This window comes from Pseudomonas sp. Z8(2022) (assembly GCF_025837155.1).
Classification (GTDB): domain Bacteria; phylum Pseudomonadota; class Gammaproteobacteria; order Pseudomonadales; family Pseudomonadaceae; genus Aquipseudomonas.
This window is the reverse complement of the sequence record NZ_CP107549.1, coordinates 810,661-831,669: the sequence shown is the minus strand read 5'-3', so window position 1 is coordinate 831,669 and position 21,009 is coordinate 810,661. Positions and strand designations below refer to the sequence as shown.

Sequence of the window (21,009 nt, the reverse complement as noted above, 5' to 3'; positions counted from 1 at the left end):
CGCATAGCCTTGCGGCTGAAGCCGCTCCTACCTCCGTGGGAGCGGCTGGGCGGCACTCCGCTTCAGCCGCGATGACCCAAAACCACCGATGCCGTCCCTGCTACCGGCAGAACCGCATCAAGGGGATCTCATCCGAGGTCTCTTTCCGCTGCCCTGGGTACGAGAAGACTCGCAGCACCGCCCGCCCGAGGCTCAATATGAACGCACTGCCCATCATCGACATCGCCCCGCTCTACGCCAACGACGCATCCGCCTGGCCCGCCGTGGCTCAGCAGATCGACCGCGCCTGCCGCGACTGGGGCTTCTTCTACATCATCGGCCATCCGATCGGCGCAGAACGCATCGACGCCTTGCTCGATGCCGCGAAGAGCTTCTTCGCCCTGCCCGCCGAAGAAAAACTCAGGATCGACATCACACAGACCATCCACCACCGTGGCTACGGCGCCATCGCCACCGAGCAGCTCGACCCGAGCAAGCCGAGCGATCTGAAGGAAACCTTCGACATGGGTTTCCATATGCCTGCCGACCATCCGGAGGTATTGGCCGGCAAACCGCTGCGTGGGCCTAACCGGCACCCAGACCTGCCGGGCTGGGCCGAGCTGATGGAAACCCATTACGCCGACATGCAGGCCCTGGCCAGGACCCTGCTGCGCGCCATGGCCATGGCCCTGGACATCGAGCACGACTTCTTCGATGCACGCTTCCACGAGCCGATCAGCGTGCTGCGCATGATCCACTACCCGCCTCGCCACACCGCCAGCAGTGCCGAGCAGCAGGGCGCCGGCGCGCATACCGATTACGGCTGCATCACCCTGCTCTACCAGGATGACGCCGGCGGCCTGCAGGTGCGCGCGCGCAACGGCGAGTGGATCGACGCGCCGCCGATTGCCGGCAGTTTCGTGGTCAACATCGGCGACATGATGGCGCGCTGGAGCAATGACCGTTACACCTCGACGCCGCACCGGGTGATCAGCCCGCTGGGGGTGGATCGCTACTCCATGCCGTTCTTCGCCGAACCGCATCCGGACACACTGATCGACTGTTTGCCGAACTGCTCCAGCGCGGACAACCCGGCCAAATATCCGCCGGTCACCAGCGCCGAGTACCTGTTGTCGCGCTTCGCCGATACCTATGCCTATCGGCGTGTGCAAACGCAGGGCTGAAGCCGCCGTCGCTGCCAACTGTAGGAGCGACTTCAGTCTCGAAATTCGCGGATGAATCCGCTCCTACAGGATACTCAAGACACAACCGGCATGATGATGACTCCCACGCCCCGAGCGGGAGAACAGCCGCCTGGGGTGTATGACGCTTTTTTCATCCACCATTTCGACACCGCAGCATCCCTAATCGGTGGACATGAAAAACGATAACCACCCACACGGCAGGCCAGGTGGCGCAGCGTGATCCTGTCCGAGCAGTTAAACTTTGCCGATCCCAAGCCTGACAACGAGAACCGACCATGCCCGAATGGCTCAATGCCCTGCCCAAGGCGGAACTGCACCTGCATCTGGAGGGTTCGCTGGAGCCCGAGCTGCTGTTCACCCTGGCCGAACGCAACCGGATCGCCCTGCCCTGGAGCGATGTCGAAACCCTGCGCGCGGCGTATGCCTTCAACAACCTGCAGGAATTTCTCGACCTCTACTACCAGGGCGCCAACGTGCTGCGCACCGAGCAGGACTTCTACGACCTGACCTGGGCCTATCTGCTCAGGTGCAAGGAACAGAACGTCATCCATGTCGAGCCGTTCTTCGATCCGCAAACCCACACCGACCGCGGCATTCCCTTCGAGGTGGTGCTGCGCGGCATCCAGCAGGCGCTGCGTGACGGCGAGAAGCAGCTGGGCATCAGTCACGGGCTGATCCTCAGCTTCCTGCGCCATCTGCCCGAGGAAGAGGCGTTCAAGACTCTGGAACAGGCCATGCCGTTTCGCGATGCCTTTATCGGCGTTGGCCTCGACAGTTCGGAGAAAGGCTTCCCGCCGCGCCTGTTCGAGCGGGTATTCGCCAAGGCGCGCAGCGAAGGCCTGCACGCGGTGGCGCACGCCGGTGAAGAGGGCCCGCCCGAATACATCTGGGAGGCGCTGGACCTGCTCAAGATCAAGCGCATCGACCACGGCGTGCGCGCCATCGAGGATGAACGCCTGATGCAGCGCATCATCGACGAGCAGATCCCGCTGACCGTCTGCCCGCTGTCCAACATCAAGCTGTGCGTGTTCGAGCACATGAGCCAGCACAACATCCTGGAAATGCTCGAGCGCGGCGTGAAGGTAACGGTGAACTCGGACGATCCGGCCTACTTCGGCGGTTACGTCAGCGAGAATTTCGCCGCCCTGCATGAGCACCTGGGCATGACCGAGGATCAGGCCAGGCGTCTGGCGCAAAACAGTATGGACGCGCGCCTGGCCTGAAGCATGCCCGGCAGGGCGATCCTGCCGGGCATGGTCCCACCTGCCTCAGAAGTCGAAATCGACCTTGGCCCAAAGCGTACGCCCTGGTTCGCCGATGCAGGACGAACGCCAGCAGCCGGAGATGGGCAGCGAAGGTCCGTCTGCGCGCCGTGATCATCAGTGCTGGTGCTTGCCCGCGCCGTGACCGGCAGCATGGTCATGGCCGGTCGGCGCCTCTCGCTGCACGGCCACCTCCACCTCTACGCTGCCGGCCTTCTCGAACGTCAGGGTCAGCGGGAAGCGCTCACCATCCCTGGCCTGCTGCTTCAGGTTGAACAGCATGACGTGGTAGCCCATGGGCTCGAACTTCACTTCGCCACCCGCAGGGATGGCAACGTCCTGGACCTGCTGCATCTTCATCACGCCATCTGCGTGTACGTGCTCGTGCAGCTCGGCCTTGCCGGCCGCCGGGGTACTGGCGCCGAGCAGGCGATCGGCCTCGTTGCCCTTGTTGTGCACCACGAAATAGGCCGCGGCGGTCGGTGCCACCGGTGGCATCTCGCGCGACCAGGGGTGATCGACATGCAGCTGGCCGACTTCGTACTCGTGGGCCTGGGCCAGCGTTGCGGGCAGGATCAGAGCAAGGCCCAGCAGGGTTTTGCGCAGGTTCATATGAGTTGTCTCCGGGTTGGTATCGTTGAAAAACATGGCACGTCTTCAGTTGGTGAGTCGGGTTCCGGGCAGCAGGCCCAAGGAACGGTCGAGCGCCCACATCAGCAACAGCGAGGCGCCCACCAGTGGAAAGACCATGCCCAGCAGGATCATCACGCCGATGGCGGCCTTCCAGCGCGGCAGGTCATGGCGCAGCGGCGGCACACCGAGGCGACCGGCCGGGCGGCGCTTCCACCAGATCACCAAGCCGCTGAACGCGCTGAAGAGGATCAGCAGGCAGACCAGCGCCATCAGGATCTGGTTGGCCAGGCCGAACATCTTGCCCTCGTGCAGCTTCACCCCGCTCTCCACTGCCCGCGCCACCATGCCGTAGTCCGCCCAGCGCACATCGGCCAGCACCTCGCCGCTGTATTGGTCCAGATGCAGGGTGGCGTCGTTGCGCGGGTCATCGGCGAACAACGCGACGCTGTATACGCCGCTGGCGCCCTGCGGGAAGCTGATGCTGTAGCCGCGCTGCACACCACGCGCATCGGCGCTATCGACCACCTGCTGCAGGCTGATGCGTGGCGCCGCCGGACCCTGGTCGTGACCGGCATGGCCGCGATGCGCGGCATGCGCATCGGATGTCGGCAGCGGCGTAACCTCTGCTGCCCAGGAAACGGTCTGCTCGCGGCTGCTGTTGAGGCTGCCGGCAAGCTGCCCGGACTTCGGCACGTCATCCCACATCGCCGCAGGAAACTGGTTCCAGGCACCGGCGAACTGGGCGCCCCAGAAGCCGGTCCAGGTCATCCCGGTGAGCAACATGAACAACAGCAGCAGGGAGCCCCAGAACCCGGTCACTGCATGCAGGTCACGCCACAGCAGGCGCCCTCGGGCATGCAGGCGCGGCCAGAGTATGCCGGCCGGGTTGTTGCCGCGCGGCCACCACAGGTACAGGCCGGACACCACCAGCACGATGCCCCAGCCGGCAGCCAGTTCGATCAGCCGATCGCCCAGGGTGCCGATCATCAGGTCGCCGTGCAGGGTGCGCGCCACGGCCTGCAGGTTCCAATGTCCGTCCTGCTCGCCGAGCAGCGTGCCGCGGTAGGGATCGACGAACAGGTTGAGCGGGCGGCCATCATGCTCGATGACGAACTGCGCGCTGCGTCCCTCGCCGACCGGTGGCAGGTACTTACTCACCGAGGCACCGGGATACAACTGCTCGACCAAGGCCAGCTGCTGGTCGGCGCTGACGCGCTGCTCGGCCGCCGGTACCAGCATCAGTTGCGGGTACAGCCAGGTGTCGAGCTGCGGTTTGAATAGATAGATCATCCCGGTGATCGGCAACAGGATCATGAACGGGATGACGAACAACCCGGCATAGAAATGCCAGCGCCAGGCCAGGTTGTAGAAAGACGGTGCCGCACGAGCAGGTGCTGTGCAATCGGGGGAAGACGCCATGAAGCTTTCTCCAGCCCGCCGCGGTCGTCGACGCGCGGTCAGGCATTCGCATGATAGGGACGCCCGGAACGGGCGGACGGATCAGGCGAACAAAGGAGAAGCGCGGGGATTGGCCGGAGGCCAGCGATAACGGGTGATGCGCGGCAGATGCAGCACGGACAACGGCCAGCCGCACTCGCCGGCCAGCCGTCCGAACAGACCGAAGAAGGCCGCGAGAATGATTGCGCTGAACAGGCTGGCCAGAGCGCAGTTGGAGCCGGTGGCCGGGTTCGAGGCGACGATGCCGGAGCCGTCCAGATCAGCCCCTGCGCCGAAGTTGCCCTCGAACGAACAGTACTGACCGTCCAGACCACTAAGCTGCAAGCCGGCCATCTGACCGTGGCTGATGGCGCAGACGAACGCACTGAACAGAATGCTGAAGTACAGCACCCAGGCGGTCAGTGAGCGGTCTTTGCGGGCCATTTTCATGGGGCGTGACTCTAAACAGAGGATGGCAACGCAACACTGCGGTACGTTGCCGCAGAAGCCTGGTACGAGAGTCTAGCAGGCGCTTGGCACTTTATCGTCAACGCCAGGGCGCCACCGCCAGCAGGGTCCCGCAGCGCAACTGGAGGAACTCGCGCAGCAGATGCACCGCCTTGCTCAGCTGAGCGCGGTGCGCACAGACCAGATACAGCGGCGTCGGCTCGCCCAGCCAGGCGGGCAGCAGCACCTGCAGCCCCCCCTCGCGCACGTCGTCGGCCACGTCCAGCCAGGACTTGTACACCACGCCCTGCCCGCCCACGGCCCAGCGCCGGGTGACATCGGCATCGTCGCACACCCGGTTGCCGGCAACGCTCATGACCACCTCGCGCTTGCCGTCCTGAAAGCGCCAGCGGTCATGCACGCGACCGTGCAGCATGTACAGCAGGCAGTTGTGCTGGCGCAGATCCTCCACCGTATGCGGCGCGCCGTGCTTGGCCAGATAGGCCGGCGAAGCGCAAAGAACCCGGCGGTTGTCCGGCGCCACCGGCAGGGCCACCAGACTGGAGTCTTCCGGCGCGCCATAGCGCAGGGCGATATCCACCGGCTCGCGGAACAGATCGGCGACACGGTCGGCGAGCAGCAGGCGCAGCTGCAGTTGCGGATGCTCGCCCTGGAACTCGTCCAGCCAGGACAGCAACGTGTTGCGGCCGAAGTCCGAGGGTGCCGACAGCTGCAACACGCCACGAATGCCGTCCTGGCTGCCGGCCAGTTGCTGGCGCCCCTCCTCCAGGCTCTGCAAGGCCAGGCGGGCGTGGACCAGATACAGCTCACCCTCGGGCGTCAGGCGCAGGCTGCGCGTCGAGCGCGCCAGCAGACGCACCTGCAGTTGTTGCTCGAGACGCTTGAGCGCGGCGCTGGCCACCGCCGGCGATACGTCGAGTAGCCGCGCCGCAGCCGACAGGCTGCCGGTTTCGGCAGTGCGCACGAAGAGTTGTAGGTCATCGAAACGCAGCATGGGGCGACTCACTTTCAAAATAATGATGAAAGAGACTCTACCGGCAGGCGCTTTTTTCAACCAGCAGAACGGATGACCATGAATACGTTGCCTGAATCCACTAGAGGAGCCCTAGCATGAAAGCCGTCGCCTACTACCAATCCCTTCCGGCCGACCATCCCGAAGCCTTGCTGGACGTGCAACTGGATGCCCCCTCCCCTGGGCCGCACGACCTGCTGGTGGAGGTTCGGGCGATTTCGGTCAACCCGGTCGACACCAAGATCCGCCTGGGCGTCACCCCGGAGAACGGCGCAGCCAAGGTACTCGGCTGGGACGCTGCCGGTGTGGTCAAGGCGGTGGGCAGTGCAGTGAGCCTGTTCCACCCCGGCGACCGGGTGTTCTATGCCGGTGCCATCGACCGTGCCGGGGCCAACAGCGAGCTGCACCTGGTCGATGAACGCATCGTCGGCGCCATGCCCGCCAGCCTGTCGTTCGCCGAAGCGGCAGCGCTGCCGCTGACGGCCATCACCGCCTGGGAACTGCTGTTCGAGCGTCTGCAGATCGCCGAAGGTTCGGCCGATCAGGGCCAGAGCCTGCTGATCGTCGGTGCCGCCGGGGGTGTCGGTTCGATCCTCACTCAACTGGCGCGGCGCCTGACCGGCCTGACCGTGATCGGCACCGCCTCGCGTCCGGAAACCCAGGCCTGGGTCCGCGAGCTGGGTGCGCATCACGTGATCGATCACAGCAAGCCGCTGAGCGAGGAACTGGCGCGCGTCGGTGTCGGCCAGGTCACCCATGTCGCCAGCCTGACCCAGACCGACCAGCACTACGCTCAACTGATCGAGTGTCTGCTGCCGCAGGGCCGCCTGGCGCTGATCGATGACCCGCTGCTACCGCTGGACGTGATGCAGCTCAAGCGCAAGAGCCTGTCGCTGCACTGGGAACTGATGTTCACCCGCTCGCTGTACCAGACCGACGACATGATCGAGCAGCATCGCCTGCTGCAACGGGTCTCCGAACTGGTCGACAGCGGCGTGATCAGGACCACCCTCGGTGAGCATTTCGGCCGCATCGAGGCCGCCAACCTGCGCCGCGCCCATGCACTGCTGGAAAGCGGCAAGGCGAAAGGCAAGATAGTGCTTGAAGGGTTCTGAGTCGCTCCGCTCTCAAGCGTCTGCCTGAGGCTTGACCGAGAGCAGGCGCAAGGCCGGGCTGCGCAGCATGTCCAGCACGGTATCGACCAGCGCGGGCGCCTGTTGCGCCAGGTCGAAGTTGGGCACCAGCAGCCAGTTGGCCTCGATGCCTTCCATGTAGGCGTGCAGGCACATGGCTGCGCGCGCGCAATCCAGGTCGCTCGGCAACTGGCCCTTGTTGACCGCATTACCCAGCGCCTTGGCGATACGCAGGTCGCAGTCAAGGCTAAGTTCCTGCATGCGTTCACGCAGGCCCAGCAGCTCGCCGGTGTACTCGCATTTGTAACGCAGGATGTCGTGAATGCGCTGGCTCTGAGAATCCTGCGCCAGTCGGGTCAGCGCCTTGACCAGCAGCTCACGCATGCAGCCCAGCGGATCTGGTTCATCCTCACTCTCACTGGCACGCGCCAGTTCCTCCAGCGGCAGGCGCAGGCGATCGAGCATGGCCTGAAACAGGTCTATCTTGTTCTCGAAATGCCAGTAGATGGCGCCGCGGCTGACGCCGGCTTCCTTCGCCACTTCGGCCAGAGACGCACGGGAAACGCCCTGGGCATGGAATACCCGCTCGGCGGCGTCGAGTATCTGTACCCGTGTCGCCTGCGCTTCCTCTTTGGTTCTTCTGGCCATCTCGCTACCTGGTTTCGCCTCGCTGTAACTCTCCCGTCAGGGAGCAAGGGCGAGAGTATGCAGGCAGGTTTAGGCATTTACAAACATTCACGTACGTAAGTATATTCCCGCATCGCTTTTTCCCTGCCTTCGCCCCCTTCGCCCTTTGGGCCATGATTCGATAAAAACGAGGTCTCAGATGCACTCGAAGCCAGCCTTCGCTGTCTTGGTTTCCGCCATCGCCGTGGCAACGCTCGGTCTTACCGGTTGCCAGGAATCCAGCGCCCCCCAGACTCAGCAAACGCCCCAGGTCGGAGTTGTCACGCTCGAAGCCAAACCCTATGCCCTGACCAGCGAAGTGCCGGGCCGTACCAGCGCCTATCGCATCGCCGAAGTACGCCCGCAGGTCAACGGCATCATCCAGAAGCGTCTGTTCACCGAAGGCAGCGAGGTCAAGGCAGGCCAGCAGCTGTATCAGATCGACCCGGCCACCTACGAGGCAGCCTTCAAGAGCGCCCAGGCCACGCAGCTTTCCGCCAAGTCCCTGGCTGACCGTTACAAGCTGCTGGTCAATGACAAGGCCGTCAGCCAGCAGGCCTACGACGAAGCCCGCGCCGCCAGCCTGCAGGCCGACGCTGCGCTGGAGCAGGCGCGCATCGACCTGCGTTACACCAAGGTGCTGGCACCGATCAGCGGTCGCATCGGCCGTTCCGCAGTAACCGAAGGCGCCCTGGTCAGCAACGGCCAGGCGGGCGCCATGGCCACCATCCAGCAGCTCGATCCGATCTACGTCGACGTCACCCAGTCGAGCAAGGAGCTGCTGCGTCTGCGCCGCGATCTGGCCGAGGGTCGCTTGCAGAAGGCCGGCGAGAGTGCCGCCAAGGTTGCCCTGAAGCTGGAAGACGGCAGCCGCTACGCCCATGAAGGCACCCTGGAATTCTCCGAAGTCGCGGTGGACGAAAGCACCGGTTCGGTGACTCTGCGCGCGGTGTTCCCCAACCCCGATCACCTGCTGCTGCCGGGCATGTTCGTGCATGCCGAGCTGCTTTCCGGGGTCAAGCAGAACGCCATCCTCGCCCCGCAGCAGGGCGTGACCCGCAACCCGCGTGGCGAGCCGACGGCGATGGTGGTCAATGCCGAGAACAAGGTGGAACAGCGCGTGCTCAAGGCCGACCGTACCGCCGGCAGTGCCTGGCTGGTCGAGGACGGCCTGAAGGAAGGCGACCGCCTGATCACCGAAGGCCTGCAGTTCGTGCAGCCGGGCGTCGAGGTGAAGGCCGTGCCGGCGAGCAACGTCAAGACCGAACAGCCTGCCCAAGACGCTGAACAAGCCAACGGCCAGGACTAACGGAGAAGTACTGAATGTCCAGATTCTTTATCGACCGGCCGATCTTTGCCTGGGTGATCGCCCTGGTGATCATGCTGGCCGGCGGCCTGTCCGTGCTCAAGCTGCCGATCAACCAGTATCCGAGCATCGCGCCGCCTGCCGTCGCCATTCAGGTCAGCTACCCGGGCGCCTCGGCGCAGACGGTGCAGGACACCGTAGTGCAGGTGATCGAACAACAGCTCAACGGCCTCGACGGCCTGCGCTATGTCAGTTCGTCGAGCAACTCCGACGGCAGCATGGAGATCATCGTTACCTTCGAACAGGGGGTTAACCCGGATATCGCCCAGGTTCAGGTGCAGAACAAGCTGCAGCTGGCCACCCCCCTGCTGCCGCAGGAAGTGCAGCAACAGGGCATCCGCGTGACCAAGTCGGTGCGCAACTTCCTCATGGTCATCGGCGTGGTGTCGAAAGACGGCAGCCTGACCCGTGAGGACCTGTCCGACTACATCGTTTCCAACATGCAGGACCCGATCTCGCGGACCAAGGGTGTCGGCGACTTCCAGGTGTTCGGTGCGCAGTACGCCATGCGCATCTGGCTCGACCCGGCCAAGCTCAACAGCTTCCAGCTGACCCCGGTGGACGTGAAGAGCGCGATCCAGGCGCAGAACGTGCAGATTTCCTCCGGCCAGTTTGGCGGCCTGCCGGCAGCACCGGGCAACCAGCTCAACGCCACCATCATCGGCAAGACCCGCCTGCAGACTCCGGACGAGTTCCGCAAGATTCTGCTCAAGGTGCAGCCTGACGGCTCCCAGGTACGTCTGCGCGACGTCGCCAGGGTCGAGCTGGGCGGCGAGAACTACGCCATCAATGCGCAGTTCAACGGCATGCCGGCCTCCGGCCTGGCGATTCGCCTGGCTACCGGCGCCAACGCCCTGGACACCGCCAAGGCGGTGCGCGAGACCATTTCCAGACTCGAGCCGTTCTTCCCGGCCGGCATGGAGGTGGTCTTCCCCTACGACACCACGCCGGTCATCTCGGCCTCCATCGAAGGGGTGGTACACACCCTGTTCGAGGCCATCGTGCTGGTGTTCCTGGTGATGTTCCTGTTCCTGCAGAACCTGCGCGCCACCATCATCCCGACCATGGCGGTGCCGGTGGTACTGCTCGGTACCTTCGGCGTGCTCGCCGCGTTCGGCTTCTCCATCAACACCCTGACCATGTTCGCCATGGTGCTGGCCATCGGTCTGCTGGTGGACGACGCCATCGTGGTGGTGGAGAACGTCGAACGGGTGATGCGCGAGGACGGCCTGTCGCCCAAGGAAGCGACCAAGAAATCCATGGGCCAGATCCAGGGCGCGCTGGTCGGCATCGCCCTGGTGCTGTCGGCGGTGTTCCTGCCGATGGCGTTCTTCGGCGGCTCCACCGGGGTGATCTACCGGCAGTTCTCCATCACCATCGTCTCGGCCATGAGTCTGTCGGTGCTGGTGGCGCTGATCTTCACTCCGGCGCTTTGCTCCACCCTGCTCAAGCCCATCGATGGCGGGCACCACGAGGCCAAGCGCGGTTTCTTCGGCTGGTTCAACCGCACCTTCGAGCGGGGCAGCAATGCCTACCAGCGCGGCGTCGCCGGCATGCTCAAGCGCAAGGCACCGTACCTGATCCTGTATCTGGTGATCGTCGCCATCATGGCCTGGATGTTCACCCGCATCCCCACCGCCTTCCTCCCCGAGGAAGATCAGGGCGTGCTGTTCGCCCAGGTGCAGACGCCGGCGGGCTCCAGTGCCGAGCGTACCCAGGTGGTGGTCGACGAAATGCGCCAGTACCTGCTGGAAGACCAGGCGAGCACAGTCCAGTCGGTGTTCACCGTTACCGGCTTCAACTTCGCCGGCCGCGGCCAGAGCTCCGGTATGGCCTTCATCATGCTCAAGCCCTGGGACCAACGTCCGGGGGCGGAGAATGGTGTAGCCGCGCTGGCGCAGCGCGCACAGCAGCACTTCTTCAGCTTCCGCGATGCGATGGTGTTCGCCTTCGCCCCGCCGGCGGTGATGGAGATGGGTAACGCCACCGGCTTCAACTTCTTCCTCCAGGACCAGGCGGGTGTCGGCCATCAGGTGATGAACGAGGCACGCGATAAGTTCCTGCAGCTGGCCAACCAGCATCCGGTACTCAGCAGCGTGCGAGCCAACGGTTTGCGCGACGAGGCCCAGTACCAGCTGCTGATCGACGACGAACGCGCCCGTGCCCTCGGCCTGTCGCTGTCGGACATCAACAGCACGCTGTCGATCGCCTGGGGTGCCAGTTACGTCAACGACTTCATCGACCGCGGCCGGGTGAAGAAGGTCTACCTGCAGGGTGTGTCCGAAGCGCGCATGGCTCCGGAAGACCTGAACAAATGGTACGTGCGCAACGACCAGGGCCGGATGGTGCCGTTCAGCGCCTTCGCCAGCGGCGAGTGGACCTACGGCCCGCCCAAGCTGGCGCGCTACAACGGCGTCTCGGCGGTGGAAATCCTCGGTGCCCCGGCGCCCGGCTACAGTACCGGTGATGCCATGGCCGCGGTCGAGGAAATCGCCTCGCAGCTGCCACAGGGCGTCGGCTACTCCTGGACGGGCCTGTCCTACGAGGAACGCCTGGCCGGCTCGCAGACCACGGCGCTGTTCGTGATTTCCGCCATCGTCGTGTTCCTCTGTCTGGCAGCGCTGTACGAGAGCTGGTCGATCCCGTTCTCGGTCATGCTGGTGGTGCCGCTGGGGATCATCGGCGCGCTGCTGTTCACCGAGCTGCGCGGGCTGTCCAACGACGTGTTCTTCAAGGTCGGCCTGCTCACCACCATTGGTCTGTCGGCGCGTAACGCGATCCTCATCGTCGAATTCGCCAAGGCACAGTACGAACAGGGCATGACCTTCGCCGAAGCGGCCATCGAAGCCTGTCGTATGCGCCTGCGGCCGATCATCATGACCTCGCTGGCCTTCATCCTCGGCTGCCTGCCGCTGGCCATCGCCACGGGTGCCGGCGCCGGCAGCAAGCACGCCATCGGCACCGGGGTGATCGGCGGCATGCTCAGCGCGATGGTTCTGGCGATCTTCTGGATTCCGCTGTTCTACGTCGTGGTCTGCTCGCTGTTCGAGAAAAAGCGCCCCGAGCCGGCCCGTGAAAACGAGAAGGAGGCACTGCAATGAGGCAGTCCCTGTTGTCCCTGGCCGTGGCCGCCGCTCTGCTCAGCGGCTGCAGCCTGATTCCCGACTATCAGCGCCCCGAAGCCCCGGTGGCCGCCGACTGGCCGCAAGGCGAGGCCTATGGCAACGCCGCCAGCGAGGGCAGCCGCTCCGCAGAAGACCTGCAATGGCGCGAGTTCTTCCGCGACCCAGCGCTGCAGCAACTGGTACAGGTGGCGCTGGAAAACAACCGCGACCTGCGTGTCGCCGCGCTGAACGTCGAGGCATACCGTGCGCTGTATCGCATCCAGCGCGCCGACCTGCTGCCTTCGGTCTCCGCCGATGGTGCCGGCACTCGCCAGCGCCTGCCGGCCGACCTGAGCCAGACCGGTGAAGCCCGCACCAGCGGCCAGTACAGCGCCACCCTGGGCGTCAACGCCTGGGAGCTGGATTTCTTCGGTCGTATCCGCAGCCTCAGCGAGCAGGCCCTGCAGCAATACCTGGCCACCGAACAGGCCGCGCGCAGCACGCAAATCAGCCTGGTCGCCAGCGTCGCCAACGCCTACCTGCAATGGCAGGCGGATCAGGCGCTGCTGCAACTGACCCAGGACACCCTGAAGACCTTCGAGGAAAGCTACCAGCTGACCCAGCGCAGCTTCGACGTCGGCGTCGCCGACGCCCTGGCCCTGAGCCAGGCGCGCAGCTCGGTGGACAGCGCCCGCGTCAGCCTGGCGCAGTACCAACGCCTGGTCGCTCAGGACCGCAACGCCCTGACCCAGTTGCTCGGCACCGGCCTGCCGGCCGACCTGCCGCAGGGGCTGAAGCTCAATGCAGAACTGCTGGAACAGGTTCCGGCCGGTCTGCCCGCCGACCTGCTGCAGCGTCGCCCCGACCTGCTGCAGGCCGAGTACCAGCTCAAGGCCGCCAACGCCAATATCGGCGCGGCGCGTGCGGCGTTCTTCCCCAGCATCAGCCTGACCGCCAATGCCGGCACCGCCAGCAGCCAGCTGTCCGGCCTGTTCGACAGCGGCTCGGGCACCTGGCTGTTCCAGCCGCAGATCAGCCTGCCGATCTTCAACGCCGGGCGTCTGCGCGCCAACCTCGACTATGCCGAGCTGCAGAAGGACATCCAGGTGGCCCAGTACGAGAAGGCCATCCAGACTGCCTTCCAGGAAGTCGCCGACCGCCTCGCCGCACGCACCACCTATCGCCAACAGCTGGACGCCCAACGCGCCCTGCTGGAGACCACCGAGACCTACTACGACCTGGCCGAGCGCCGCTACCGCACGGGTGTGGACAGCTATCTGACCCTGCTCGATGCCCAGCGCCAGCTGTTCAGCGTGCGCCAGCAGCTGATCACCGACCGCCTGGCCCAGCTCAGCAGCGAAGTCGAGCTGTACAAGGCCCTGGGTGGTGGCTGGAGCGATACGGGGAGCAATGCTCCACAAGGTTGACCGCGCGTAACCCGCTTCAAGGACGACCTTATCCGACGCGCCGCTCCCGCAGTCTTTGCGGGGGCGTTTTTTTGTGGGAGTTCTGACGGACTGACGCCGCACCGTAGCCCGGATGAAATCCGGGACCCTGAGGCTTGGCGATAGCGGTATGGCGGCAATTCGGATGCGGCCTGAAGTTCGCTTTCGCGAATGAATTCGCTGCTACAGAACCTGAAGCCGCCTTATTCAGTGGCAGACACCCGAGGCCTCAGAGAACGTTGAAGGCGACTGCTGCGCAGTGCCCTCTCTGTAGGAGCGAATTCATTCGCGATCCGCTCGCCCCGATTTCGCCCTAAGAGCGCCGTGCCGCCACTCAGGCCAACGCAGCCAGCAGCTGCGCGCAATCCTGCGCATGCAGCTCGGTCAGCTCCGGCCAGGGGTTGTCCGGCAGGTTGACCAGTACGCCGCGCGCGCCCGCAGCCTGGGCGCATTCGAGGTCGAAGCGGTAGTCGCCGACCATCACCAGTTCCTGCGGTTTGACCGCCCAGCGCTCGGCCAGATGCAGCAAACCGCCCGGGTGCGGTTTGGGCGGCGCCTCGTCGCGGCCAAGGATATCGGCCGTGGCAAAGCAGTCATCCAGGCCAATTGCCTGCAGGGTCAGCAACGCCAGCGGGTGAGCATTGCGGGTAAGAATGCCGAGCTGGCAGCCGCGCTCGCACAGCGCCCTCACCAGCTCGATGGCCCCTGGTGCCGGGCGTGAGGCCACTGCCAGCTCGCGTTCGTGCTCCAGCAGCCAGGCATGCTTGGCCGCTGCCTCGTCTGCCGGCAGCGCCGCCAGGTGGTGGAGGATGTCGTCTTCCTGAGGAATGCCCAGCGCCCGCTTGATCGCCGGGAAATCATGCACCGCCAGGGTCAAGGTGCCGTCCATGTCGAACACCCAGTGACGTGCTTCGCGCAGTACCTTCACTTCCAGTCCTCGCGCACGCGCGTCAGCCCCTCCTGAGCCACCGACGCGACCAGCTCGCCCTGGCGGTTGTAGATGCTGGCACGGGAGAAACCACGGGCGTTGCCAGCCCAGGGGCTGTCCATGGCGTACAGCAGCCAGTCATCCATACGCAGGTTGCGGTGGAACCACAGCGAATGGTCCAGGCTGGCCACCTGCATGAATTTCTGGAACACCGACACGCCATGCGGCTGCATCGAGGTGGTCAGCAGGTTGAAGTCACTGGCGTAAGCCAGCAGGTACTTGTGCAGTTGCGGGTCGTCCGGCAGCTCGCCGGCCGCGCGGAACCACACGTACTTGACCGGTTCGCAGGGCTGCGGGGCAAAGGGGTTGATCAGGGTGACCGGGCGGATCTCGATGGGCTTGTCGCTGATCGCACGCTCGCGCATGCGCTCGGGAATCATCGGCGCCACCATGCGCGCCAGCTCCGTTTCCGATTTCAGGTTCTCGGGGCCGGGGACATCCGGCATCTCGCTCTGATGGTGAAAGCCTTCCTCGTCGTACTGAAACGAGGCACTGCAGAAGAAGATCGGCTTGCCCTTCTGCACCGCCACCACGCGGCGGGTGCTGAAGCTGCCGCCATCGCGGGTGCGCTCGACCTGATAGACCACCGGCAGGCTGGCATCGCCCGGGCGCAGGAAGTAACCGTGCATGGAATGCACATGGCGCGCCTCCTCGACCGTCTGGCTGGCGGCGGAAATGCACTGGCCAAGCACCTGGCCGCCGAACAGCTGACGAAAGCCGAGATCCTGGCTGCGGCCACGGAACAGGTTTTCCTCGATCTGTTCCAGGCTCAGCAGAGAAACCAGATCATCCAGCACACGACTCATCAATATGTCCTCACAACACGGCGGCCCCAAGGGGGCAATGGTAAAGGATCAGCTGGCAAACCGCCGCCTCCCTTTCCATCGATAGAGCAATCGCGATTCATTGATCCACGGCAGAAGAAAGCAAATTAGTGGCTTCCGCGCTTGCTGGCCACTCGCCATTTGACTACCGTCTGAGTGACCCGAACAAGCGTCCCAAGAGACGTGCCCCTCCCAGTCTTCGCGGCCGATCTGCATGCAAACGCGCAATCTCTCTGAAATCTTCGTGCAAACCCTGGAACAGGCTGTCGACAGCGTGGTGGTGATCGACCGGAACAACCACGTGCTGCTGTTCAACCGGGCCGCCGAACGACTCTGGGGTCTGGACCGCAGCGAGGTGATCGGCCACAACGTCAGCAAGCTGGTGCCGATGGAGATGCGGGCCGCCCACGACGGCTACATAGAAGCCAACCGGCGCACCGGCATCAACAAGATCGTCGGCGGCAGCCGTACCCTGCAGGTCGAACGTTCCGACGGCAGCTACCGCTGGGCATCGTTGTCCATCTCCAGGATCGAGGCCGACGGCGAGGTGCTCTACACCGCCTTCGTCAAGGACATCACCGAGCAGCACCTGCAGAACGAGAAGCTGCGCATGCTCTCGCTGGTGGTCGACCGTACCGACAGCGCCATTCTCATCGTTGATGGGGACTGGCGCACGCTCTATGTCAACGACGGTTTCACCCATCTGTTCGGCTACAGCCAGGAGCAGCTCGGCAACCGCCCGCCACTGGAACTGCTGACGCCCTACATACCAACCGAGCGCATCACTGCCCTCCACGCCCAGCTCAATGCCGGCCGCCCCTATAGCGGCGACGATCTGATCTACTGCGCCAACGGCCAGCGCATCTGGTGTCACATGGCGATCAACCCGGTCCTCGATGACAACGGCGTGATGACCAACGCGGTGGCCGTGCTCACCGACATCACCCAGTCGAAGATGCATGAGGTCCTGCAGCATCGCATCCTCGAAGCCATGGCCCGCGAGGAGCCGCTGGAAGCGCTGATGGACAAGGCCTGCCGCGAGGTCGAACGGATCGCACCGGAGATCACCGCCTCGATCCTGCGCGTCAGCGAGGACGGCCTGTTGCAACCGCTGGCTGGGCCGAAGCTGCCGCCAAGCTACAGTGCCGCGCTCGAAGGCGTCGCCATTGGCCCCGGTGTCGGTTCTTGCGGTACGGCTGCCTACAGCGGCGAGGCCGTGCTGGTCGAGGACATCGAAAGCGATCCGCTGTGGGCCGATTACAGGGAGCTGGCGCTATCCGCCGGCCTGCGTGCCTGCTGGTCGACGCCGATCAAGGACAACCGCGGCCGCGTGTTCGGCACCTTCGCCTTCTACTACCGCGACCCGCGTGGCCCCAGCGAATTTCACCAGCGCCTGCTGAAGGTGCTGGTACACCTCTGCTCGCTGGCCCTGCAGCGCGAGGAAAATCGCGCGCAGATCCGCCAGCTGGCGTTCTACGACAGCCTGACCCAGCTGCCCAACCGCAGCCTGCTGCACGCCAGAGCCGACCAGGCCCTGGCCGAGGCCGCACGCAACAAGCAGCCATTGAGCGTGCTGTTCGTCGACCTCGACCGCTTCAAGCAGGTCAACGACTCGCTCGGCCACCCGGCCGGCGACGAGCTGCTGCGTCTGGTTGCCCAGCGCCTGAGCGACAACCGCCGGGCCAGCGATATCGTCGGCCGGCTGTCCGGCGACGAATTCGTCCTGGTGCTGCCGCAATGCGGCAGCCAGCAGATCGCCGAGGTGATCGAGCAGCTGCGCCTGACCCTCAGCCAGCCCTGCCAGATCGCCGGAGCGACGCTGTGCCCGTCGGCCAGCATCGGCATCGCCATGTTCCCCGCCGACGGCCACGACATGGGCACGCTGGTGCATCGCGCCGACATGGCCATGTACCAGGCCAAGAGCGCCGGCCGCGGCCGCTACAGCTTCTTCAGCCACGAGCTGAACCAGCTGGCCCAGGAGCGTCTGGCCCTGGAAAGCGCCCTGCGCGAAGCCCTTGAACAGGGCCAGCTGAGCCTGCACTACCAGCCGCAGGTGCGCATGAACGACGGCCTGCTGTATGGCGTCGAGGCCCTGGCGCGCTGGCATCATCCGCAGTTCGGCGACATCTCGCCGGCGCGCTTCATCCCGCTGGCCGAAGAGTGTGGCCTGATCAATCAGCTCGGTCTGTGGGCCGTGCGCGAAGCCTGCCGTCAGCTCGCCCAGTGGCGGCGCAAGGGCCTGAAGATCCCGGCGGTGTCGGTGAACCTGTCACCGACCAACTTCCACAACCTCGACCTGCCGGGAATGATCGCCGTCACGCTAGAGCAGAACCAGCTGCGGCCGGACGATCTGACCCTGGAGATCACCGAGAGCGTGCTGATGGACACCAACCCCAGCACGCTGAAGACCCTCGACGAAGTACATGAGAAGGGCATCCGCCTGTCCATGGACGACTTCGGCACCGGCTACTCGAGCCTCAGCTACCTGCGCCGTCTGCCGATTCAGGAGCTCAAGCTCGATCGTAGCTTCGTCCTCGACCTCGAGCAGGACGCCACCAACCAGGCGCTCAGCGAAGCGGTGATCCGCCTCGGCGAAAGCCTGCGCCTGACGGTAGTCGCCGAGGGCGTGGAGACCAGCGGACAGCAGGACATCCTCCGTCAGCAGGGTTACCACGTGGGTCAGGGCTACCTGTTCTCCCGGCCGCTGTCGGCTGCCGATCTGGAAGCCTGGCTGCAGACCCTTAGGGACTGAGCGCCTGTTCCGCCCAGCGCGCCCGCTCCAGACGATAGAGCAGGTGCGCACGCAGCGGATGCCCGGACGGCAGTCCCGGGTGCTCGAAGCCGCCGTCACGGCGCATGCCGAGACGTTCCATCAGCCCCCAGGAACGCCGGTTGGCCGGCGCGGTGAAGGCCACCACCTCGTCCAGCGCCAGCGTCGTGAAGGCATGATGCAGCGCCTGCTGCGCGGCTTCACGCGCATAACCCAGGCCCCAGCACGAACGAGCCAGACGCCAGCCGATCTCCACTGCTGGAGTAAAGCGCGCCGCGAAGCCGACCCGCGCCAGGCCGGTGAAGCCGACGAACTCACCGTCATCCTGCCGCTGCAGATACCAGAAGGTGAAACCGTGTTCGTCCTGATGCGCCTGCAAGCGGCGCAACAACGTCTCACTGCCGGCGCGATCCAGCGGCGCAGGAAAGTGCGCCATCACCTCGGGATCGGCACACAGCCGCGCCAAATCGTCCAGGTCGTCGTCGCGCCAGGGCCGCAGGATCAGCCGCGCGCTACACAGAGGGGTCGTCATATACTGGCCTGCCATGCGTTCAATCCGGGCCTCTCATGCTGCCACTGGTCTACCACGACGACTACAGCCCGCCCTTCCCCAGCGGGCATCGTTTTCCCATGGAGAAGTTCCGCCTGCTGCGCGATCACCTGGTCGAGGTCGGTCTGACCAGCGATCCCGAACTGCGACGTCCGGAACTGTGCCCGGCCGAGATCCTCGCCCTGGTTCACTGCCCAGACTATATCGCCCGCTACATGGATGGCGAGTTGTCCCATGAAGATCAGCGCCGCCTCGGCCTGCCCTGGAGCCCGGCACTGGCGCAGCGTACCGTGCGCGCCGTCGGCGGCTCGCTGCTGACGGCCGAACTGGCGCTGCGTCACGGCCTGGCCTGCCACCTGGCCGGCGGCACGCACCATGCGCACTACGACTTTCCCTCTGGTTTCTGCATCTTCAACGACCTGGCGGTGATCGCCCGTTACCTGCTCGAAGCCGGCCGCGTGCACCGCGTGCTGATCTTCGATTGCGACGTGCACCAGGGCGACGGCACCGCTCGACTGCTGGAAAACGAGCCGGATGCGATCACCGTATCGCTGCATTGCGAACAGAACTTCCCGGCACGCAAGGCGCAGAGCGACTGGGACATTCCCCTGCCGCGCGGCATGGGCGACGCCGATTACCTGAAGGTGGTGGACGACACCCTGAACTACCTGCTGCCCATCTACCAGCCGGATCTGGTGCTCTACGACGCCGGTGTCGATGTACACAAGGACGACGCGCTGGGCTACCTGCAACTCACCGACGCCGGCCTCGCCGCCCGCGACGAAGCCGTGCTGCAGCACTGTCTGGGCCGCGACATTCCGGTGCTTGGGGTGATCGGCGGAGGTTACTCGAAGGATCACGCCGCCCTCGCCCGCCGCCACGGCATCCTGCATCACAGCGCCGCGAGGGTGTGGGCGGCGCGGGGATTGCGCTGAGGATCAGCCCAGCACCTTGTCCAGCGCCTGCTCCAGCGTAGCCACCGTGCGTTCGATATTGCCCAGCTTGTCCAGCCCGAACAGACCGAGGCGGAAGGTCTGGAAATCCGCCGGCTCGTCGCACTGCAGCGGAACGCCGGCGGCGATCTGCAGGCCGACGGCGGCGAACTTGGCGCCAGTCCTGATCTGCCCGTCGTCGGTGTAGCAGACCACCACGCCAGGCGCCTCGAAGCCCTTGGCCGCGACGCTCCTGAAGCCACGCGCAGCCAGCAGGGCGCGCACCCGGTCGCCAAGCTCCTGCTGTTGCTCACGCACTTTGGCAAAACCAATGCCCTTGGCCTCCAACATGGCATCGCGGAAGCGCGCCAGGGCATCGCTGGGCATGGTGGCGTGGTAGGCATGGCCACCCTGTTCATAGGCCTGCATGATCTGCAGCCACTTCTTCAGGTCGCAGGCGAAGCTGGTGCTCTGCGTGGCCTCGACGCGCGCCTGGGCTGCCTCGCTCATCATCACCAAAGCGCAGCACGGCGAGGCGCTCCAACCCTTCTGCGGAGCGCTGATCAGCACGTCGATGCCGCAGGCCTGCATGTCCACCCAGAGGGTGCCCGAGGCAATGCAGTCGAGCACGAACAAACCGCCGACGGCGTGCACCGCGTCGCTCACCGCGCGCAGGTAGTCGTCCGGCAGGATCATGCCCGAAGAGGTTTCCACGTGCGGGGCGAACACCAGCTGCGGCTTCTCGGCGGCGATGGTGGCCAGTACCTCGTCCAGCGGCGCCGGGGCGAAGGCGGCCTGCGGGCCGTCAGCGACCGGGCGCGCCTTGAGCACCTTGGCCTCGGCGGGAATCCGGCCCATGTCGAAGATCTGCGTCCAGCGATAGCTGAACCAGCCGTTGCGGATCACCAGACACTTCTGCCCGGTTGCCAGCTGGCGCGCCACCGCTTCCATGCCATAGGTGCCGCTGCCCGGCACCACCGCCACGGCATGAGCGTTGTACACCTGCTTCAGGGTAACGGAGATATCGCGCATGACACCCTGGAAAGAGTGCGACATATGGTTCAGCGAGCGGTCGGTGTAGACCACCGAATATTCGATCAGGCCATCGGGATCGATGTCGGGGCAGATCTGGGACATAACGGGCTCCAGCCAAAAGGTTCGCTCAGAACCTGCCCGAACCCCGGACAAATGACAAGGCCGGGGAGCACTCGGGTAAAATGCGCAGCATTCTCCAG

At 65.1% G+C, this 21,009-nt stretch carries 17 protein-coding genes; 8 read left to right on the top strand and 9 right to left on the bottom strand.

The window, feature by feature from the left end; genetic code table 11:
* The first annotated feature begins 197 nt into the window (after positions 1-197).
* Both OEG79_RS03960 and OEG79_RS03955 read left to right on the top strand, forming a co-directional pair.
* A complete protein-coding gene (locus OEG79_RS03960) occupies positions 198-1,163 on the top strand; it encodes a 2-oxoglutarate and iron-dependent oxygenase domain-containing protein (RefSeq protein WP_264147533.1) in 966 nt (321 codons plus the stop codon).
* A 296-nt stretch (positions 1,164-1,459) separates the two neighbouring features.
* Entirely contained in the window at positions 1,460-2,407 is a 948-nt protein-coding gene (locus tag OEG79_RS03955) for an adenosine deaminase (protein ID WP_264147532.1), read from the top strand.
* Positions 2,408-2,563: 156 nt separating this feature from the next.
* On the opposite strand, the gene OEG79_RS03950 is transcribed toward OEG79_RS03955, so the two are convergent.
* From OEG79_RS03950 to OEG79_RS03935, 4 genes are all read right to left on the bottom strand, one after another.
* A complete protein-coding gene (locus OEG79_RS03950; RefSeq protein WP_264147531.1) occupies positions 2,564-3,058 on the bottom strand; it encodes a copper chaperone PCu(A)C in 495 nt (164 codons plus the stop codon).
* Between the two features lie 45 nt (positions 3,059-3,103).
* A complete protein-coding gene (locus tag OEG79_RS03945) occupies positions 3,104-4,498 on the bottom strand; it encodes a PepSY-associated TM helix domain-containing protein (RefSeq protein WP_264147530.1) in 1,395 nt (464 codons plus the stop codon).
* An 81-nt stretch (positions 4,499-4,579) separates the two neighbouring features.
* The gene (locus OEG79_RS03940) at positions 4,580-4,966 is read right to left on the bottom strand and encodes a DUF2946 domain-containing protein (protein WP_264147529.1); all 387 of its coding nucleotides are present in this window, start codon (positions 4,964-4,966) and stop codon (positions 4,580-4,582) included.
* Between the two features lie 97 nt (positions 4,967-5,063).
* Positions 5,064-5,978 (bottom strand): LysR family transcriptional regulator, encoded by a 915-nt coding sequence (locus tag OEG79_RS03935; protein ID WP_264147528.1) that lies wholly within the window; start codon positions 5,976-5,978, stop codon positions 5,064-5,066.
* Between the two features lie 116 nt (positions 5,979-6,094).
* On the opposite strand from OEG79_RS03935, the gene OEG79_RS03930 reads away from it, so the two are divergent.
* Positions 6,095-7,111: a zinc-binding alcohol dehydrogenase family protein gene (locus OEG79_RS03930; protein WP_264147527.1), complete on the top strand. Its 1,017-nt coding sequence runs from the start codon at positions 6,095-6,097 to the stop codon at positions 7,109-7,111.
* A gap of 12 nt (positions 7,112-7,123) precedes the next feature.
* Here OEG79_RS03930 and OEG79_RS03925 read toward each other — a convergent pair whose 3' ends face one another.
* Entirely contained in the window at positions 7,124-7,777 is a 654-nt protein-coding gene (locus OEG79_RS03925) for a TetR family transcriptional regulator (RefSeq protein WP_264147526.1), read from the bottom strand.
* Between the two features lie 178 nt (positions 7,778-7,955).
* Here OEG79_RS03925 and OEG79_RS03920 point away from each other — a divergent pair, with 178 nt between their 5' ends.
* The 3 genes from OEG79_RS03920 to adeC are packed head-to-tail and all read left to right on the top strand — an operon-like array spanning position 7,956 to position 13,692.
* The gene (locus OEG79_RS03920; RefSeq protein WP_264147525.1) at positions 7,956-9,104 is read left to right on the top strand and encodes an efflux RND transporter periplasmic adaptor subunit; all 1,149 of its coding nucleotides are present in this window, start codon (positions 7,956-7,958) and stop codon (positions 9,102-9,104) included.
* A gap of 14 nt (positions 9,105-9,118) precedes the next feature.
* Entirely contained in the window at positions 9,119-12,262 is a 3,144-nt protein-coding gene (locus OEG79_RS03915) for an efflux RND transporter permease subunit (RefSeq protein WP_264147524.1), read from the top strand.
* Positions 12,259-13,692, top strand: a complete 1,434-nt coding sequence (gene adeC / locus OEG79_RS03910) for an AdeC/AdeK/OprM family multidrug efflux complex outer membrane factor (RefSeq protein ID WP_264147523.1) — start codon at positions 12,259-12,261, stop codon at positions 13,690-13,692. Before OEG79_RS03915 ends, adeC begins: the two co-directional genes overlap by 4 nt.
* A 352-nt stretch (positions 13,693-14,044) precedes the next feature.
* On the opposite strand, the gene OEG79_RS03905 is transcribed toward adeC, so the two are convergent.
* The gene (locus OEG79_RS03905) at positions 14,045-14,638 is read right to left on the bottom strand and encodes an HAD family hydrolase (protein WP_143504695.1); all 594 of its coding nucleotides are present in this window, start codon (positions 14,636-14,638) and stop codon (positions 14,045-14,047) included.
* Positions 14,635-15,504, bottom strand: a complete 870-nt coding sequence (gene tesB / locus OEG79_RS03900; protein WP_264147522.1) for an acyl-CoA thioesterase II — start codon at positions 15,502-15,504, stop codon at positions 14,635-14,637. Before tesB ends, OEG79_RS03905 begins: the two co-directional genes overlap by 4 nt.
* 232 nt (positions 15,505-15,736) lie before the next feature.
* On the opposite strand from tesB, the gene OEG79_RS03895 reads away from it, so the two are divergent.
* Entirely contained in the window at positions 15,737-18,274 is a 2,538-nt protein-coding gene (locus OEG79_RS03895; RefSeq protein WP_264147521.1) for an EAL domain-containing protein, read from the top strand.
* Here OEG79_RS03895 and OEG79_RS03890 read toward each other — a convergent pair.
* Positions 18,264-18,824 carry a GNAT family N-acetyltransferase gene (locus tag OEG79_RS03890; RefSeq protein ID WP_264147520.1) on the bottom strand — a complete coding sequence of 187 codons (561 nt, stop codon included), beginning with the start codon at positions 18,822-18,824 and terminating at the stop codon, positions 18,264-18,266. The genes OEG79_RS03895 and OEG79_RS03890 overlap by 11 nt on opposite strands.
* Before the next feature lie 35 nt (positions 18,825-18,859).
* Here OEG79_RS03890 and OEG79_RS03885 point away from each other — a divergent pair, with 35 nt between their 5' ends.
* Positions 18,860-19,777, top strand: a complete 918-nt coding sequence (locus tag OEG79_RS03885) for a histone deacetylase (protein ID WP_264147519.1) — start codon at positions 18,860-18,862, stop codon at positions 19,775-19,777.
* 3 nt (positions 19,778-19,780) lie between these two features.
* Here OEG79_RS03885 and OEG79_RS03880 read toward each other — a convergent pair whose 3' ends face one another.
* Positions 19,781-20,911: an aminotransferase class V-fold PLP-dependent enzyme gene (locus OEG79_RS03880; protein ID WP_264147518.1), complete on the bottom strand. Its 1,131-nt coding sequence runs from the start codon at positions 20,909-20,911 to the stop codon at positions 19,781-19,783.
* Positions 20,912-21,009: the final 98 nt, after the last annotated feature.